Source organism: Cupriavidus phytohabitans, from assembly GCF_000426345.1.
GTDB lineage: Bacteria > Pseudomonadota > Gammaproteobacteria > Burkholderiales > Burkholderiaceae > Cupriavidus.
Genome location: NZ_AUFE01000094.1, coordinates 1 through 14,611 on the forward strand (window position 1 = coordinate 1; position 14,611 = coordinate 14,611).

General features: G+C 62.7%; 15 protein-coding genes and 1 pseudogene. 9 read left to right on the plus strand and 7 right to left on the minus strand.

The window, feature by feature from the left end:
* Window positions 1-227: 227 nt before the first annotated feature.
* A complete protein-coding gene (locus tag K309_RS0131065; RefSeq protein ID WP_156914507.1) occupies window positions 228-680 on the plus strand; it encodes a hypothetical protein in 453 nt (150 codons plus the stop codon).
* Between the two features lie 17 nt (window positions 681-697).
* Here K309_RS0131065 and K309_RS0131070 read toward each other — a convergent pair whose 3' ends face one another.
* Window positions 698-1,093: an AraC family transcriptional regulator ligand-binding domain-containing protein gene (locus K309_RS0131070; RefSeq protein WP_029049952.1), complete on the minus strand. Its 396-nt coding sequence runs from the start codon at window positions 1,091-1,093 to the stop codon at window positions 698-700.
* Complete coding sequence (locus K309_RS0131075) at window positions 1,093-2,127, minus strand: AraC family transcriptional regulator (RefSeq protein WP_029049953.1); 1,035 nt, start codon at window positions 2,125-2,127, stop codon at window positions 1,093-1,095. Before K309_RS0131075 ends, K309_RS0131070 begins: the two co-directional genes overlap by 1 nt.
* A gap of 139 nt (window positions 2,128-2,266) precedes the next feature.
* Between K309_RS0131075 and K309_RS0131080 the strand changes: the two genes are divergently transcribed.
* The 5 genes and pseudogenes from K309_RS0131080 to K309_RS0131100 form a co-directional block, all read left to right on the plus strand.
* Entirely contained in the window at window positions 2,267-2,686 is a 420-nt protein-coding gene (locus tag K309_RS0131080) for a carboxymuconolactone decarboxylase family protein (protein ID WP_029049954.1), read from the plus strand.
* Window positions 2,687-2,726: 40 nt separating this feature from the next.
* Complete coding sequence (locus K309_RS0131085) at window positions 2,727-3,782, plus strand: beta-keto acid cleavage family enzyme (protein ID WP_029049955.1); 1,056 nt, start codon at window positions 2,727-2,729, stop codon at window positions 3,780-3,782.
* Between the two features lie 83 nt (window positions 3,783-3,865).
* Window positions 3,866-4,867, plus strand: coding sequence for a Bug family tripartite tricarboxylate transporter substrate binding protein (locus K309_RS0131090; RefSeq protein WP_029049956.1), 1,002 nt, complete (start codon window positions 3,866-3,868; stop codon window positions 4,865-4,867).
* A gap of 4 nt (window positions 4,868-4,871) precedes the next feature.
* The gene (locus K309_RS0131095; protein WP_198030890.1) at window positions 4,872-5,699 is read left to right on the plus strand and encodes an SDR family NAD(P)-dependent oxidoreductase; all 828 of its coding nucleotides are present in this window, start codon (window positions 4,872-4,874) and stop codon (window positions 5,697-5,699) included.
* 78 nt (window positions 5,700-5,777) lie between these two features.
* Window positions 5,778-6,029 (plus strand): annotated as a pseudogene (locus K309_RS0131100) (AMP-binding enzyme); the annotation flags it as partial.
* A gap of 180 nt (window positions 6,030-6,209) precedes the next feature.
* Here K309_RS0131100 and K309_RS38060 read toward each other — a convergent pair.
* The 4 genes from K309_RS38060 to aceE form a co-directional block, all read right to left on the minus strand.
* Window positions 6,210-6,902, minus strand: a complete 693-nt coding sequence (locus K309_RS38060; RefSeq protein ID WP_051320710.1) for a DUF6064 family protein — start codon at window positions 6,900-6,902, stop codon at window positions 6,210-6,212.
* A gap of 552 nt (window positions 6,903-7,454) precedes the next feature.
* Window positions 7,455-7,874 (minus strand): Hsp20/alpha crystallin family protein, encoded by a 420-nt coding sequence (locus tag K309_RS0131115; RefSeq protein WP_029049959.1) that lies wholly within the window; start codon window positions 7,872-7,874, stop codon window positions 7,455-7,457.
* A gap of 15 nt (window positions 7,875-7,889) precedes the next feature.
* Window positions 7,890-8,330 (minus strand): Hsp20/alpha crystallin family protein, encoded by a 441-nt coding sequence (locus tag K309_RS0131120; RefSeq protein ID WP_029049960.1) that lies wholly within the window; start codon window positions 8,328-8,330, stop codon window positions 7,890-7,892.
* A 369-nt stretch (window positions 8,331-8,699) separates the two neighbouring features.
* Window positions 8,700-11,396: a pyruvate dehydrogenase (acetyl-transferring), homodimeric type gene (gene aceE, locus K309_RS0131125; RefSeq protein WP_029049961.1), complete on the minus strand. Its 2,697-nt coding sequence runs from the start codon at window positions 11,394-11,396 to the stop codon at window positions 8,700-8,702.
* A 244-nt stretch (window positions 11,397-11,640) separates the two neighbouring features.
* On the opposite strand from aceE, the gene K309_RS0131130 reads away from it, so the two are divergent.
* The 3 genes from K309_RS0131130 to K309_RS0131140 all read left to right on the plus strand — a co-directional run bounded on the left by K309_RS0131130 (window position 11,641) and on the right by K309_RS0131140 (window position 12,848).
* Entirely contained in the window at window positions 11,641-11,874 is a 234-nt protein-coding gene (locus K309_RS0131130) for a hypothetical protein (RefSeq protein ID WP_029049962.1), read from the plus strand.
* A 96-nt stretch (window positions 11,875-11,970) separates the two neighbouring features.
* On the plus strand, window positions 11,971-12,396 hold the full coding sequence (locus K309_RS0131135) for a cupin domain-containing protein (protein WP_029049963.1): 426 nt from the start codon (window positions 11,971-11,973) through the stop codon (window positions 12,394-12,396).
* Window positions 12,393-12,848 carry a carboxymuconolactone decarboxylase family protein gene (locus K309_RS0131140; protein ID WP_029049964.1) on the plus strand — a complete coding sequence of 152 codons (456 nt, stop codon included), beginning with the start codon at window positions 12,393-12,395 and terminating at the stop codon, window positions 12,846-12,848. The genes K309_RS0131135 and K309_RS0131140 overlap by 4 nt, the downstream gene beginning before the upstream one ends.
* Before the next feature lie 83 nt (window positions 12,849-12,931).
* Here the strand turns inward: K309_RS0131140 and K309_RS0131145 are convergent, their stop codons facing one another.
* Window positions 12,932-13,981: a porin gene (locus tag K309_RS0131145; protein WP_035878651.1), complete on the minus strand. Its 1,050-nt coding sequence runs from the start codon at window positions 13,979-13,981 to the stop codon at window positions 12,932-12,934.
* Window positions 13,982-14,611 lie beyond the last annotated feature (630 nt).

The window sequence follows — 14,611 nt, forward strand, 5'->3', positions numbered from 1 at the left end:
GTCTTAGCTTTGCTCACAGGGATGGCCCGGTTCGCCACCGATGCCGCCAATCGACTCAGCCCACATGCCGCAGTCGTTTGATGAGGGCCCAGAATCCTCCGCCTTTCAGTCACGCTGAGCTCTCAGACTGAATTTTTCAGGTCCGACTAGAGAATGTGCCGGTATCAGGCTCCGGAACACTAACCGCCACCCCTTTCGTTGCGACCTCTCTGAATAACACTTCGGTATTGAGGACCACTGAAACCGTCAGCGGCACGGTTGTCGCAAATGGAAATTCGGCGCCGTTCTCGAACACCAGGACCATCTTCCGCAATACAGTTACCTATGCTGTGATGGTGATCGACGAGGGCGATGCCTTCGTGGTGTTCGCCGACCATACGATTCCGCCGACAGTGAAGGCTGGCGACTCGGGACCTCTGACAAGCGCCACAATTTACTCGGACAGCACACGGGCAACGAAGGTGGGTACACTTACCGAGTCCTATAGCGTTGCCACCGATACCGGAAACAGCCTGCTGTTGACCTTGCTCGACAAGGTATTCGACAACAGCAATGCCCGCATCGCCGAGGATGAGACCACATTTCGCATCGACACCAGCGGCAACATCAGCTTTGTTTCGTCCAAATCCACGGTGTTCCATATCAATGGGCAATCGCTGGGCACGCTGGTGTTCCAGTAGGCCAGTCAGGAGCAACCCTATAGGCCAATCATGCAAGGCGAGGCGCGCCTATTGCGAGCTCGCGGCGGCTCGCGTGTCGGATGGCGTGCGCAATGCATGAAGCAGATACTTCGAGCCCGCCAATTCTCGGGCAGCGCCTGCTTCAGCAGGCGGAATAGCATGGCCATGGACAGTTCCATCGCCTGCCGCACCGGGGACGAGGCGCGCCCCAAAGATTCGAGCTGGATCTGAACCGTCAGCCCATCCTCCTGCAGCCAGAGATGCAGAGACTCATTGTGCAGCTGCATATAGCGCATCAACACCTCCATGGCTTGCCGCAAGATCGCCTGCTCGCGCACAAGCAGCGCCAGCGGTCCAAGGACCGGGAACTGACGTGTCTCTGCCAGCCGCAGGCCTGGATCTCGCCCCAGCATCAGGTCTTGGCCTGCATGCCGGGCACCGGGGCGGCATCCCGGGAGGCGCGCCATTTCGTGACGCTGCAGCCGAAATAGTTGCCGAACCACCGCGAAAAGGCACTCAGCGAAGAGAAGCCCAGCAGCGTCGCGACTTCCGAGAGTGGTCGCTCGCGGTTCTCCGCATAGCGCGTCACCAGTTCGACCCGCACCGCATTGAGTACGGTCGAATAGTTTTCGCCATGGGCGCTCAAATGCTGGTGAATGGTGCGGCGGTCTACGCCTAGCTGTTGCGCGATGCGCTCAACGGAGCAGTCGCCCGAGGGCAGGATAGCGAAGACCAGTTGCCGGACCTTGTCAACCATGTTCGTGTTGCTCTGGGCAAGCATGGCATCGAGGTACTGCCTGACCTGTTGCGCCATGATGGGGTCGTAGGTCGGCAAGGGTGCCTGCAGGTCGGCAGCGCGGCAGACGATGCCATCAAAATCCTGGTTGAACAGAACGGGCATGCCAAAGACACGCATATGCGTGGCCGTGCTGGTGGGCGCCGCGTGCGTAAAGCAGATGCTGCGCGGTCTCCATGAGGTGCCCAGAAAGAGAAGCAACGTGCGATAAAGGACGCCGACCACCAACTCCGCGGATTGCCTTGCAGAGCCTGGCACACGCAAGCCCAGCATTTCTTCCCGGATGATGACGAGGCCCTCCGCTTCTTCGATTCGGGTGGCCAGTCCTTCGTTGTGCAAGCGCATATAGCGGGCCATCGAGTCGAGCGCTCCACGCAGGGTTGGCTCTTCGCTCATCGCGAAGGCCAAGGCTCCCAGGTTCGCGAGCTGGCGCGTCTCGGCCATGCGCAAGCCAAAGTCCTGGACGCCGGCGGCTTGCGCTGACGTTTCCAGCAAACGACCCACGGCCTCGACCGGAATCCTGGTATCCGGGTCCAACAGCGCGTAGGCGCTGATGCTGGCCGCACTCAACTGCTCGTAAGGCTCCAGGCCTAACGAGCGCGCTACTTCGACGTAGTTGCTGAGGCTCGCGCTGCGTACGAAATAGGACATGGCGTTTTCCCTAAGATTCCCAAAATGTTAAACAAAACTCCCAAATGATCAAATGATCGTTGGCCAATGGCCGATACTGCGCTTGTCGCGTATGCCTCGCGCGGTGCTTGGGGAACGCACAGATCAGAAGGAGACAATCTTGAGCAGTGAAACGAACAGCGAGCTCCCGCTCAGCCCCACCCCCCTCTGCGATCAGTTGCGGGCAACCGGAAACTGGAATCCTGCCTGGGATGCCTTTGCCGAACTCGACCCGGTGTGGGCCGAGAAATTCATGGTGATGGGTATGCACCCCGTGATGTCGGGTGTGCTCGAACCTAAGGTGCTCGAGTTTCTCGCCATCGCAGTGGATGCGTCCTGTACCCATATGTACGCGCCTGGCACGCGCCGTCACATCCGCAAGGCCCTCGAACTCGGCGCTACCAAGGAAGAGATTGCCGCGGTGCTGCAGGCCGTCAGCGTACTTGGCATCCACACGAGCAGCCTCGGCGCACCAATCTTGCTGGAAGAGCTTGCCGCGTTGCAGCGGGAACACGCTAAGGGCGAGCGCGCCGCCGCCTGAACACCACTCGCGCACTTACTGAGAAAAAGGACGGACAGACATGCATTTCCTAGACGATTCCCTCTTGCCCGAGAACCAGGAAAAGCTGGTGATCCAGGTTGCCCCCTACGGGCCGCAATGGATGCCTGGCGATTCCGATGACATTCCGGTCACCATGGACGAACAGGTCCAGAAGGCTGTCGATTGCTACAACGCCGGTGCCACGGTGCTGCACGTGCACGTGCGCGAGGCGGATGGCAAGGGCAGCAAGCGGCTGTCCATGTTCAATGAGCTGCTGGCGCGCTTGCGCGATGCGGTGCCCAAGATGATCCTGCAGGTCGGCGGCTCCATCTCCTTCGCGCCGGAGAACGAGGGGCAGGCCGCGAAGTGGCTGAGCGACGACACGCGACACATGCTGGCCGATCTTGATCCGCGCCCGGATCAGGTCACGGTAGCGATCAACACCGGCCAAATGAACGTGATGGAGTTGATGACGCCTGCCGACATCGAAGGGACGTCACTGGCCAACCCGGCTGTTCAAGCGGCCTATCGGGACATGGTGGTCCCCTCGAATCCCTCCTGGCACACGGAGCACATCCGGCGCCTGGTCGCCGCCGGTATCCAGCCGCACTTCATGCTGGCCAGCCTTACCGGTCTCGAGAGCGTCGAGCGCCTGATCCGGCGCGGCTACTACAGCGGGCCGCTGATCCTCAACTATGTGGCGATCGGCGGCGGCGCGTCGGGACTGCATCCGGCCGACATGCTCGAATTCGTGCGCCGCACGCCCGACGGTGCGGTCCTGACCATCGAAACGCTCAATCGCAACGTCGTGCCCATGACCACCATGGCGATCGCCCTGGGTCTGCACGTGCGCGTGGGTATCGAGGACACACTGTTCGGCCCCGACGGCCAGCGCGCCACCTCGGTGCAGCAGATCGAGAAGATGGTCCGCATAGCCCGTGAACTCAACCGCGAAGTGGCCAGCGGGGACGATGCCCGACGCATCTACCAGATTGGCACCCAGTGGGGCAACGCCGACAAGACGCTGCAGCAGCTGGGCATGGTGCCCAACCGCAAGCCGGCGCAGCGCGGCGTGCCTTCCCGGATGGCGGCCTGATTTCTGACGCAGGCCTGCCGATCCCGGCAGCCCTGCGTCGGGGTCGAGCTTCCCGCATCACTACATAGCATAGCGAGACAAGCATGGCTTCCTTCCTTCACTCCCCCACCCGCCGCCGGGTGCTCGCGGCGATGCTGGCCACCGGCCTGGCGATGACTGCCGCACCGGGTCGAGCGCAGCCGCTCTCGGATCGGCCCATCCGCATCATTGCCCTCGGAACGCCTGGCGCGACGGCAGATCTCGTCGCCCGCCTCCTCGGCGATGCCATGGCCAAAAGCCTGCGCCAGCCCGTCATCGTTGAAAACAAGCCGGGCGGGGGCGGCGCCTTTGCACTCGACAGCCTGATGACGGCGCCGAACGACGGCCACACCTACCTGGTAGCCGTGAACAGCCTGGTAACGGAGATTCCGCACAGCATCAAGCCGAAGTACGACCTCTTCAAAGCGATCAAGCCGCTGGCGGAACTGGGCGGTGGTGGCCTGGTCCTCGTCGGCGATGCCCGGCTGCCGCCCCGAACGCTCGAGGAAATGATCGCCTATGTGAAGGCGCATCCAGGAAAAACCAACTTCGCATCGTATTCGCCGGGCACGCTTTCGCATGTGTTCGGGCTCCAGCTGAACAAGCTGGCCGGCCTGGACATGAATCACATCGGCTACAAGGGCTCTACGCCGGCCCTTCAGGACATCATGGGCGGATCAGTCCAGTTCATGTTCGACGGGCAGGCCACATCCATTCCGTTGATCAAGGCCGGCAAGCTCAGGCCCTTTGCGATCACCTCGCCGCAGCGCTCCGACGCGCTTCCGGACGTTCCGACTTTCGCGGAACTGGGCTTCAAGGATCTGACGCGTACCTCCTGGATGGGGCTTTGGACCGTGCCCAGCGCCCCCGCGGCAATCCAGGCGCGCATCCGTGACGAGGCGCTGAAGGCGCTGGCGGATCCGGTGGTTCGCGCCCGGCTGTCGTCCCTGGGATTGAGTGTGGACACCAAAAACCCGCGCACGCCCGAGCAGTTGTCCAAGCGCCTGGCGGAAGACTTCGAGTCGGTTGGCGCGCTGCTGCGCGCGGTGAACTACAAGCCGGACTGAGCGCATGCTGAAGCTGAAAGAAAAAGTCGTCCTTGTCACGGGCGCCGGCCGGGGGCTGGGCGGCGTCATCGCGCAGGCCATGGCTCGCGAGGGCGCGCAGTTGGTCCTGTGCGATATCGACACGCAGGCGCTGGAGCACACTCGCAGCACGCTGGAAGCCGAAGGCGCGCAGTGCCTGGCCGTGCGCTGCGATGTCTCGGACAGCGCGGCGGTCGATGCCATGTTTGAACAGGCGGCCGAGCGCTTCGGTACTGTTGACATCCTGGTCAACAACGCCGCGATCGTGCCATCGTCCGCGCAGGAGACCGAGCGCCGCAGCCGGCACTACGCCTACGTCACCACGCCGATGCCGAGGCAGTCTCTGGGCATTGTCTCGTCCTTGACGGACCAGGACTGGCTCAAGTGGTGGGGCGTGAATATGCACGGTGTGTTCTACTGCACCCGCGCTGCCCTGCGCCTGATGGAGCCGCGCCGCAGCGGCAAGATCATCAACATCGCCTCCGTCGCGGGTTGGGGCGCAGCCAGCATGCACAGCCCGGGCTATGCGGCGACCAAGGCCGGGGTCATCAGCCTCACGCAGACCACCGCCTTCGATGCCGCGGGTGCCAACATCTTCGTCAACGCCATTGCCTGCGGCGGCGTCATGACACCGCCGTTCGAGGCCTACCTCGCTAATGCCAGCGAGGCGGAAAAAAGGAACCTTTTCCAGATGGTTCCGCTGGGACGCCTGGGCCAGCCCTCCGAGTACGCCTCGCTGGCGGTCTATCTCGCCTCCGACGAGCACTACCTCGTAGGCCAGGTCATCAGCCCCAACGGCGGCTACGTGATCTGACCCGTCACCACACCGCCGGCTATACCGCTGCCGGTCACTACTTCAATGTTTAGGAGAGTCCCATGCTGGGTCAAATGCGTTGCCATGGCCGCCTGCGTCGCGGCGCGCCATCCGAAATGGGACGAGCGGCCGCTGCTCATCGTGGTCAGGAAGCCCGGCGCCGAGCTCGCGCGTGACGAGCTGCTCGCCTTCTACGAGGGCAAGATCGCCAAATGGTGGACGCCCGACGATGTGGTTTTCGTCGACGCGATTCCATTGGGCGCCACGGGCAAGATGCTCAAGCACCAGTTGCGCGAACGCTTCCAGGACCACCTGCTTGCACGAGCCTGAGACCGTGTCCACGCTAGAGAGGGGGACACTGGAGGGGGACACTGCGAATGCCGGTGCGCCGGCAGCGTTCGGGGGGTTGCACGGCGCAGGCAAACGGTATTCTGACTGTCGACTCGACCGGGCGCCCCGCTTCGAGTCCCAGATCGGCCAGCCGAAGCTCGCTGTCACGTGCGACAGTAGTCATTCGTCCAGGATGTGCCAGTGATGACCATCAGATAGGCCTGCCGGATGCAATCCATCCCGCATCCTACGATCGCGAAGGACAACCAATGCCACTGTGACGGCACCACTGAGCACAAGCGGCCAGTCTTGTGGGATGCCGAGCAGGAAGGCGGCACTGCCCCCGATCAGTGACCACAAGAAGGGCACGATGAGAAGCCAGCGCGGTACCGAAACGACAGTGAGCAGGAGCATTCCAAACGTGAAAAGGGTGACGGGACAGGGCGTGATACCAAACATAGGCATCGCGGGATAGGCATGGCCGGCCAAGGCGCCTATGAGCGGATAGAGGATAACGACGTAGACGAGGAGCGCCCAGCCGAGCCAGGCCGTCGGCCGCGAAGAACTGCCGAACGTGAGACGCCCGCGCAGCCCCGCATACCCGAGCAGGATCCCCTGAAGCACGAATGCGGCGCCGAACACGATCGCCGCCTTATTGATCGCCGAGAAATAGAGCCAGTGGTAGCCGATTCCCGTCCATATCCACATGGCGGCCAGAATCGTGCTGATGGTGCGGTCGGTGCCCCTTCTATGCCGGACAAGTGCGGCGATGGCAACACCCCCTAGAAGATAGGCCACAACCTGTGCCGGCCAGACGCCAAGATTGTAGTCCACGAAAACCCGTGCGAATTCATCTCGACTGAATGGCAACATGGCCCGACCTCTCGACAGCCCGCTGACCAAAGATTAGTCGGTGTCGCGGCAGAGTTGCTTGATCCGCCTTAATCCGGCATCCGTCTGGCTACATCGCACAGAATCCCGCAGGCTCACGCTGACGTAGATGATCCTAGAAGTCACCGCCAGCATTGTTTCCACTCCGCATGCGGTTCGCATGGATCGCCCGGCACGACAACTAGTCCGTTGTCCAACGCCTGTCTCCAGCCGATCCGCCCTTCCAGCAGGCCGCGCAGCACCTGTAGTTTTCGGCCCCGTGGCTAATCGTTGGTATGTGTCTCCCGTGCTTCACACGGATCCAAAGGCGGCACAACCGGATTTGACAGTATCCGCGCAGCCGAGGCTCACATTCGAGCTTCGTTTCCCGATGCGGAAATGCTACGAAGCGCTGTCCGGCCGGGGTGGCGCCAGTAAGCGATGTGCGCCGGCGGCAAGAACATGGCCGGGTGTCCAGCGCACACACGCTTCCCTGCATTGATGCGGAAGGGTCGCGAACAGGAACGGTGGCGCCGCGCGCCGCCGTTCTGCCACTTAGCCGACCGAGACGTCGATTCGACGCGGCTTGGCCTCTTCCCGTCGCGGGATAGTCACCTTCAGCACGCCGTCCTGCAGGTTGGCTTCGATGCGCGACGCATCGAGGTCAGGACTGAGCGTGAAGCTGCGCGCGAATCTCGGCTGCCGCACCTCGGCATGCTGCACGCGCAAGCCCGTAGGGGTAGGCACTACAGCCTCGCCTTCGATGCGCAGGCTGGAGTCATGGACATTGACTTCCAGGTTTTCACGCGGCACGCCTGGCAGGTCAGCCCATAGGGTCACGCCGGCAGCGGTCTCGAAGATATCAACCGCAGGCACCAGCGTCATCGCTTGCGTGTCTTCGCGGCGCTTGACGACGGCGCCCTGATTACCTTGCTGGTTCTGGTCGCGCTGGACGACCGGGTTCGATGCGTTCATGGCTTCCTCCTGATCTCAGCTCACGGTAATGGCACGCGGGCGCGACGCTTCGCGCTTGCCCACGCTGATCGACAAGCAACCGTTGGCGTAGCGGGCCTGGACCTTGTCGGGGTCGGCGGACTGCGGCAGCTCGATTACGCGGCGGAAGCTTCCGCTGAAGCGCTCCTGGGCATAGGCCCGCGCCTCCGCGTCGCCCTCCGGGCGCACCGGCTTGCGTTCGCCGCTGATGGTCAGCAAGCCCTTGTCGACCGTGACCTCGAGCTGGTTCGCCGGCACGCCAGGGGCGAACACGACGATCTCGATCGAGTCTTCGGTGGTGCCGATATTAATCGGGGGGAATGCCCCTAGGCGCCCCGAGCGCAGGCTGGAAGGAAAGTCGCCGAACAGGTTCGCCATCTGCCGTTGCATCCGGTCGAATTCACTGAACAGATCGGTCCCGAAAAAGACATCGCTCATGGTTCTATCCTCCTTCGATACATCGGGTAGGCGCCAGCGCATGACTGGCCGCACGGCGCTTGCGCTGTCGTACCAACATCAAGATACAGCGCCCACGTTCGCGAGAGCGCCTGGCCGTTAACTAGTGGTGGGCCGCCAGGATTTCAAGGGGTCCTGCTCTTGGGTCGCCGACTGGTACGCTTGTGATTGCAGCATCACAGCTGTAGCGGAACAGAGAACTGGCGCGTAGGCTGGCACGAGTCGGCCTCCGGGGCGACAACTCGCCCAACGCGCAAGCATCAACTTGGGTTCACTGTTCTCAACACTCGGCGCGCTCCCAGCGCATCCCTGCACCAAACACCGGATCTCCGACGCTCGGATAACGCACGTTCAGGCATGCAGCGGGTTCGGCTTCTCCGGATCGATCCCGTACTTGCGAATCGCTTCCGAGACGCGAGTCCCGGGGATGGTCCCCTCATCCGCCAGGGCCTTCAATGCCGCGATCGCGATCCAGTAGCGATCCACTTCGAAGAAGTGGCGCAGCGCCGCGCGGGTATCGGAGCGGCCGAAGCCGTCAGTGCCCAGCACGACGAATTTCTGCGGCACATAGGCGCGGATCTGGTCCGCGAGCGCACGGATATAGTCGGTCGCGACAATGACCGGCCCAGGCGCATCCTGCAGGAGCCGGGTCACGTGCGGAACGCGCGGCGGTGCCTCGGGATGCAGCAGGTTGTGCCGTTCGGCCGCACGGCCGTCGCGTGCCAGTTCCGTCAGGCCCGGCACGCCCCACACATCCGCCGCGACGCCCCAGTCCTGCTGCAGCAATGCGGCTGCGGCGATGACCTCATTGAAGATGGTGCCGGCGCCCATCAGTTGCACGCTCGGGACGGATTCGGAGGATTCCGCCTTGCTGAAGGCGTACATGCCCTTGAGGATATCCTGCGCGACGGTCGGGCCGGCCGGCATGGCCGGCTGCGCATAGGTCTCGTTCATGACGGTGATGTAGTAGTAGACGTCTTCCTGCTCCTGCACCATGCGGCGCAGGCCGTCCTGCACGATCACGGCCAGCTCGTATGCAAACGAGGGGTCATAGCTGATGCAATTCGGCACCGACGATGCCCACAGCAGCGAATGGCCATCCTCGTGCTGCAAGCCTTCGCCGTTGATGGTGGTCCGTCCGGAGATCCCGCCCAGCAGGAAGCCGCGCGCCCGCATATCGGCCGCTGCCCAGGCGAGATCGCCCACGCGCTGGAAGCCGAACATGGAGTAGAAAATATAGAACGGCACCATGGGCTCGCCATGCGTGGAGTACGACGTTGCGGCAGCGATCCAGTCGGCCATGCCCCCCGCTTCATTGATACCCTCCTGCAGGAACTGGCCGGTCGTCGATTCCTTGTAGGATGTCAGCGTCTCGGCATCCTGCGGGGTGTAGCGCTGGCCGTCCTGGTTCCAGATCCCGATCTGCCGGAATAGTCCTTCCATGCCAAACGTGCGGGACTCGTCCGGTACGATCGGCACGATGCGGCGGCCCAGTTCCTTGTCTCGCAGCAGCGTGCCCAGGATGCGGACGAAGGCCATCGTGGTCGACATGCCCCGCCCTTCGGGCGTCGCCCTGAGCAGCGCGTCGAATGCAGACAAGGCGGGCGCTGGCAGCGATGCGGCCTTCTGGCGCCGCGCGGGCAGGTAGCCGCCCAGCGCCTCGCGGCGTTCGCGCATGTAGGTGAGCTCCTTCGATCCCTCGGGCAAGCTGATATACGGGACGTCTTCGATATCCGCATCCGCAACGGGCAACGCATACTTGTCGCGCAAGGCCAGCAGGGCTTCCCGCTGCACCTTCTTCTGCTGGTGGTTGACGTTGGAGGCCTGGCCCTGGTCGCCCATGCCATAGCCCTTGATGGTCTTGGCCAGGATCACGGTCGGCACGTCGCTGCCGCGCGCGGCCTCGGCGAATGCGGCAAAGACCTTCGCCGGATCGTGGCCGCCGCGGTCCAGGCTCCAGAGGTCATCGTCGGTGTAGTCGGCCACCAGCGCCTTCAGCTCAGGCGTATTGAAGAAATGCTCGCGCAGGTATGCCCCTGACTTCGAACGGTAGGTCTGGTATTCGCCGTCGACGACCTCCATCATCCGCCGTGCCAGCGCCCCGCTCTTGTCGCGTGCGAACAGGTCATCCCAGCGGCCACCCCATAGCACCTTGATTACCCGCCAGCCGGCTCCCAGGAAGATGCTTTCCAGTTCCTGCACGATCTTGCCGTTGCCTCGCACCGGTCCGTCCAGGCGCTGAAGGTTGGCGTTGACGACGAACACAAGGTTGCCCAGGCGCTCCCTGGCCGCCATGCCGATCGCACCGAGGGACTCGGGCTCGTCCATTTCGCCGTCGCCAAGGAATACCCATACCTTCCGGTCGTCGGTCTTCGCGATGCCGCGCGCCTGCAGGTACTTCATGAAACGGGTCTGGTAGATCGCCATCAACGGGCCAAGCCCCATCGAAACGGTGGGAAACTGCCAGAAATCGGGCATCAGCCACGGGTGGGGGTAGGAGGACAGCCCTTCCCCGCCGACTTCGCGCCGGTAGTTGTCGAGTTGCCTGGCATCCAGCCGACCGAGCAGGAACGCGCGCGCGTAGATGCCCGGCGCCACGTGGCCTTGCACGAAGACAAGGTCGCCGCCGTGATTCGCTGTGGGCGCGCGCCAGAAGTGGTTGAAGCCCACGTCATAGAGCGTGGCCGCGGAGGCAAACGAGGCGATATGCCCGCCGACATTCGAAGTCTTGCCGGCCCGCACCACCATCGCCATGGCATTCCACCGGGTATAGGCGCGAATGCGGCGCTCGATCTCGCGGTCGCCTGGCATGCGGGGTTGCTGGTCGACGGCAATGGTGTTGACGTAAGGCGTGCCGCCCGAGTGCGGCTGCAATTGCCCGCGCAGCCGCGCATGGGCAATCTGCCGCTCGATGAGATAGTGCGCACGTGCCGGCCCGACGTTGCCGAGGACGCCCTCCAGGGCTTCCAGCCATTCGGCTGTCTCCTGCGGGTCGTCGTCCCGGGGATCAATTGTCAAGGCGATTTCGTCAAGTTGCGTGGCCGTCATGCCTGGTCTCCGTCAAGGTATCTCGTGAGAATCAGTATAGGCAATAACTACGACTTGTCTAGTCGTAGTTACCACCTCAACCTACAACGATATGACGGGGGTCAGCCATCGCAAGCGCTTCGGCACGATCCGAGCTTTTCGGATGTTTGCTTCGGCGCAGTCCACGTTCTGGCTTGCACTTCGATTGACGATCGACTATGGTTACTACGACTATATTGGTCGTAGTTAAAGAACGGAGTTCATTATGAAAGCGATCCACTGGATCAGCGCACTTGGCGCCACTGCAATCCTGTCCACCGGCGTGACCGCGTGGGCATCCGCTTCCGACCTGGCCTGGGCGACCGGCCGCCCCATGATCGCCGGCCAAGACCTGAGTGGCGTTTCAGCTACGCCAAGCCGCGCCGGCGAAACCGGCGCGGGGGATGAAGCCAGCAAGGCTTCGGGGCCGCCCAACAAATCTCTGCCTCGGCTCGCCTGAGGCTGTGCCTCCCGTGACGAAAACGCATTCCGGACTGGAAGTCGCGGACTGGCATCCACACACTACCCGCTTCACGCGCTTTACCAAGGAACGGACATGAAAGCCCAACGCCTTCTTTTGCCCTTTCTCGCCACCACCGTGATGGCATTCTCCAGCGCCGCAGCCGCACATGGGACCGGTGACACGGTCAAGGAGAACTTCTCCCGGGCCATCCCCAACATCCCCGGCAAGTCACTTGTCGCGCTGGAAGTGGATTACGCGCCGGGCGCCTCGTCCTTGCCTCACTACCACGCCAAGTCGGCATTCATTTACGCCTATGTCGTCTCGGGCAGCATCGCCAGCAAGGTCGGTGACGGACCGGAACGGGTTTACAAGGCGGGTGAGAGCTTCCACGAAGAGCCGGGCTCGCACCATCCCGTCAGCCGCAACGCGAGCAAGTCAAAGCCCGCCAAGCTGCTGGCCGTGTTTATCGTGGACAGCGGCGAAAAGGACCTGACCACTTACGAAAGGAGCGCGAAATGAGACTGGATTACACAAAAGCCGCACCGGGTGGCGTGAAGGCGTTCGGCGGTGTCTATGGCTACATCATGCAGTCCGGACTCGATGATGTCCTGGTGGAGCTGGTCTACCTGCGTGTCAGCCAGATCAACGGCTGCGCCTACTGCCTTGACATGCACACGCGAGACCTGGTGAAGAGGGGCGTGTCGGTCGGCAAGCTCGCGCTCGTGCAGGTCTGGCACGAAGCGGGCGCGCTCTTCAGTGACCGCGAAAAGGCGGCACTGGCGTGGGCGGAGACCGTGACCCGCGTTTCGGAGACACATGTCCCCGACGACGCCTTCCGCGCGGCCTCTGCCGTTTTCAGTGAAAAGGAACTCGCTGACCTGACCATGGCGATCAGCCTGATGAATGCATTCAACCGCCTCGCCATCAGCTTCCGCCGTGCGCCGCAAGTCGAAAACCCGGGCGACGCTTGACCGGGCCGTCGCTGGCCCTGCTTCGCCGGCCCCGACCTCGAGACGCCACGTTTACTACCATTCTTAAGCCATTGGCAAGCGCATCAGAACCGGTGACGAAGGCCCATCACCGCACCAACCTGATCCTTGCCAGGCTGTACATTGAGGACGGCCGACGTGCCGCTGCCGCTGTTGAAGCCGTTGACGCCCAGTGCCGAGTTATCCGTGTTTAGCGCGTACGAGACTGACGCGTAAAGGTCGGTGCGTTTGCTGAGCGAATAATCGCTGGTAAGCACGAACTGCCACGGGTCGGATCCGGTCTGCCGGAAGTCTTGGTAGTAAGCCGCGCCAGTCAGGGAGAACGCCGGCGTCACTTTGTAAGCCAGGCCCAGCCAGTAGAGGTTCGAGCCGGCATTAGCCGCCTGGGCGCCCGGCAGCATGGCACCATCATAGGCCTTCGCCAGGCGGTAGCCTGCATAGGCCTTGGCATCACCAACCGCATAGGTGCCGGCCACGGAAACGCGCCTCAGGACCGGTGCCTGGTTTGACGGCGTGCCGACGTGCGCATCGTCATAGGCCACGCCCAGCGCAAGGGAGCCGGAGTTATAGTTGACGAACGCGCCGAAATTACGTCCGAATACGTTGCTGCCAGCCACTTCGCTGCCATTAGCCTGGAATGAGTAGAAGGCCTGTCCAGTTAGCTTTCCGAACTTGCCGACATACTTGATGGCATTGTCGGCGCGCGCGCCAAACTCCGGCGCAATCGAGAGGATGCTGTAGCGGTCGGCAATCGCATTGGGATCATAGATATTGCCGAATTCGCGCATGCCGGTCTGCTGCCGCCCCAACAGCAGTGAACCGTATTGGCTATCGAGCCCTACATAGGCATTGCGGCCGAACAGACGCCCGCCCTGGCCCGAATTGCCGGTATCGATGTCGAAGCCGCTTTCCAGCAGAAAGACTGCCTTCAGGCCGCTGCCCAGATCCTCCGCGCCCCGCAGCCCCCAACGCGAGCCAGACTGGTTCCCGGAAACCAGCCGCACCAGACTGTCACCGTTGCGCCCTGCATTATTGTTGAATTCGATACCGGCGTCGGCGATACCGAACAGCGTCACGCCAGACTGGGCGTTGGCGCTTGCACAACACCCTATCATTGCGAAAAGCAAGGATATGTCAACGAGAGGTAGTCGTCGCATGCTGGTTCCCCCCTCCTTCTTCTTTGCTGGTTTCCCCCTCCTTCTCCTTGATTTTTGGCCAGCAATGCGCCCGTGGCAATCATCCAAACGGTGGGGTCCCAAAGGATGTCGAGATCCTTGCGCCATCGTTCCTGATTCCCGCTCTTGATCTCAGGCAGCATTGGCACCGTTGTCAGCATGACGACCCGCGATCGCTGGCCGCGGTCGATTACCGGGGAACTGCCCGGCGAATCCCCTGGCGGGTAGCGGCCCGTGCATCGCATCCATTATCGGGATAGGGGGCGGCCTATCGGCCGCACCCCTCCCACACCACCCGGCATGCGGGTCCGCACCGGGCGGTTGGAACAGTTGAGGTTCTCAGGCTTGTGATGCCCCGACCTGAGGCCTGGGATGGCTTAGGTTTGACTCGGCGAAGTCGGTTTCTCGCTGCCGGAAACCAGCCGGGCTTCACCCTGCTGGCCGTCTCGGCGAGCTTCGCTTGCGCGAACATCTGAGACAGTCCAACTTCGATAGCCAAAGGGCCTTCCCTCCTGTTCCTTCGGCCCTTCACCGGCGACTTTAGCCTTCCCGGCCACATCACCCAGCTAC